This window comes from Candidatus Liberibacter sp. (assembly GCF_014048425.1).
GTDB lineage: Bacteria > Pseudomonadota > Alphaproteobacteria > Rhizobiales > Rhizobiaceae > Liberibacter.
Window position 1 is genome coordinate 1 of record NZ_JACETX010000012.1, and the last position, 2131, is coordinate 2131.

Below are 2131 nucleotides of genomic sequence, written 5' to 3' on the forward strand. Positions count from 1 at the left end.
AGGGCAAATTTTTTCACAGACAGTCCGTATCGCATCGTGGAATATAAATACTCTTTCCGAAAAAATCTGATAAAGCCCTCATGAAAAATTCTGTACTACGAGAAGAGGACGATTACGCACTGTTACGGAAGTATGTTAAAAAAATCAATGCAGATATTGTAGCCCTACAAGAAATGGGAAGCTATGATGCCGTCAAAAAACTCTTTCCAGAAGACACGTGGGAAATTTTCTTTGCTAAAGATAATAATCTCAGCCTACACACAGCAATAACCGTCCGAAAAGATACAGTAAAAATTCTTAGCTATAATTTTCACAATACAATAAATAATTCTATTTACATGAAAAAAATCCTCGTCAAGCTATTGAGATTTTGTTTGAAATCAATGGGAAAAAGGCTACGCTTCTCAATGTCCATTTAAAATCTTTCTGCTTCCTAGGCAGTATAATCAGGCCAAAAACCTCACATTGTACTATACTGAGCATGCAAACAAATTGGCTAAAATCCTGGATTGATCAGAAAAATCATCAAATATTCCCTTCATCATTGCAGGAGATTTTAACAGAAAATTGAATCATTTTGGAGAAAACGATGAGTTTTGGCAGAAAATAAATCAACACAATTCTTTGATACGCCTTCCCTCTCAAAAAACATCACAGTGCCACATGACCAAGCACAGAAATCAGGAACCTATAGATTTTTTCATTATGAATGTCGCTGCTCGGGAACTCCTTTCTCAAGGAAGTTTCTCAGAAATTCTATATCATCAAAAGGAAGCAGTGAAATATGGATATCGTCTTAGTGATCATTGTCCCATAGCCGTTAATTACAATTTCTGATTACTTTTTGCATAAAAAACAAATGCCCTTTAGCAAAATAGAATAAGGTGAGAAACCCTCTCTTCGAGAAGAAATAACAATAGGCGTCAAAATCATACAAGGAAATCACCTTGCTCTTTAAAAAACAGCATTACAATTAGTTGTAATGTCAAAAATACCGTTTAAAATCCAAAAAACATCTATCGTTTCAAAAAACTTATAGATCATCGTGTTTTATGAATCTTATCATAAGGAATTACAAAAATTTTGCTTTCCAAAGAAAGGTTTTCCTTATAATTCAAGATTTCTACAATAGTAGATCTCCCTAAATCATCTATAACTTTCCAAGATAGTAGACGATAAGATGACCTATCAAAAACCAAAGATATTTTTTGTCCTCCTGATTGGGACTTAAAAACAATGGTAATGAATGCATCTTCTACATCTATTCTTTGTATGCTGTTTTGTATTTTATCCCGTTTATCCGAAAAAATCATATCAAAATCTGTATTATGTAGAGGATAAACACTCCAAGTATCTAACTTCGAATTATGTATAGCAAGATTATTACCATCTGCTATAATCTTTATAGGAGAGGAAGGGTTATAGTTGAAATAAAATTTTCCAGGACGATCTACGAAAATCTCACCGCTTAATATATTGCCATCAGCATCATTTTGAACAAAATTCCCCTGTATCGTTTTCATAGATAAAAACCGAACAATCAGTTTCTCTGCAATTTTCGATTGAGAATCCCTAGAAAGAGAATACAAAGAGGAACAAAAGACAGTACTACAGAAGCAGAAAAGGATATATCCTACAAAACCTTTTCCTATCCTCAAAAAGAGCAATCTCACAAGGAGTCCCTCCCTAATATTAAGAAAAAATCTCTAAAAACTTCCAATACGAACCTATTATTCCAAAAGTTCTTCCATAGAAGATAATATTATCTCTCGCTTACCAGTACTACTGGCTGGGCTTACGACTCCTTCTTCTTCCATTCTCTCAATAAGAGACGCAGCACGATTGTAGCCAATTCCTAACCGGCGCTGAATATACGACGTAGAAGCTTTTTTATCTCGCAATACGACTGCCACGGCCTGTTCGTATAGGTCATCTGATACTGTTGAACCAGGATTTCCTGATGAATTCTTTGCTGATCCCCTTTCTTCTCTAGGACATGCCAAATCAATATACTGCGGTTTTCCTTGTTCCTTTAAGTATGATACGACTTTCTCAACTTCAATATCCGAAACGAAAGGACCGTGTATACGTTGAATACGCCCTCCCCCTGTCATATGAAGCATATCACCTT

General features: G+C 35.1%; 4 protein-coding genes. 2 read left to right on the top strand and 2 right to left on the bottom strand.

The window, feature by feature from the left end:
• Window positions 1-80 precede the first annotated feature (80 nt).
• Both H0G72_RS06125 and H0G72_RS06130 read left to right on the top strand, forming a co-directional pair.
• The gene (locus tag H0G72_RS06125) at window positions 81-419 is read left to right on the top strand and encodes a hypothetical protein (protein ID WP_220456082.1); all 339 of its coding nucleotides are present in this window, start codon (window positions 81-83) and stop codon (window positions 417-419) included.
• A gap of 148 nt (window positions 420-567) precedes the next feature.
• On the top strand, window positions 568-837 hold the full coding sequence (locus H0G72_RS06130) for a hypothetical protein (protein ID WP_220456083.1): 270 nt from the start codon (window positions 568-570) through the stop codon (window positions 835-837).
• 203 nt (window positions 838-1040) lie between these two features.
• Here H0G72_RS06130 and H0G72_RS02285 read toward each other — a convergent pair whose 3' ends face one another.
• Entirely contained in the window at window positions 1041-1523 is a 483-nt protein-coding gene (locus H0G72_RS02285; RefSeq protein ID WP_259345102.1) for a LolA family protein, read from the bottom strand.
• A 207-nt stretch (window positions 1524-1730) separates the two neighbouring features.
• A partial coding sequence (locus H0G72_RS06220) for a DNA translocase FtsK (RefSeq protein WP_310649477.1) occupies window positions 1731-2131 on the bottom strand: 401 nt, incomplete at its 5' end.

What these genes read in the sequence shown, in the direction of transcription:
- H0G72_RS06125 (WP_220456082.1), top strand. Translation starts at nt 81, where the DNA reads ATGAAAAATTCTGTACTACGAGAAGAGGACGATTACGCACTGTTACGG.
- H0G72_RS02285 (WP_259345102.1), bottom strand. Translation starts at nt 1,523, where the DNA reads ATGAAAACGATACAGGGGAATTTTGTTCAAAATGATGCTGATGGCAAT.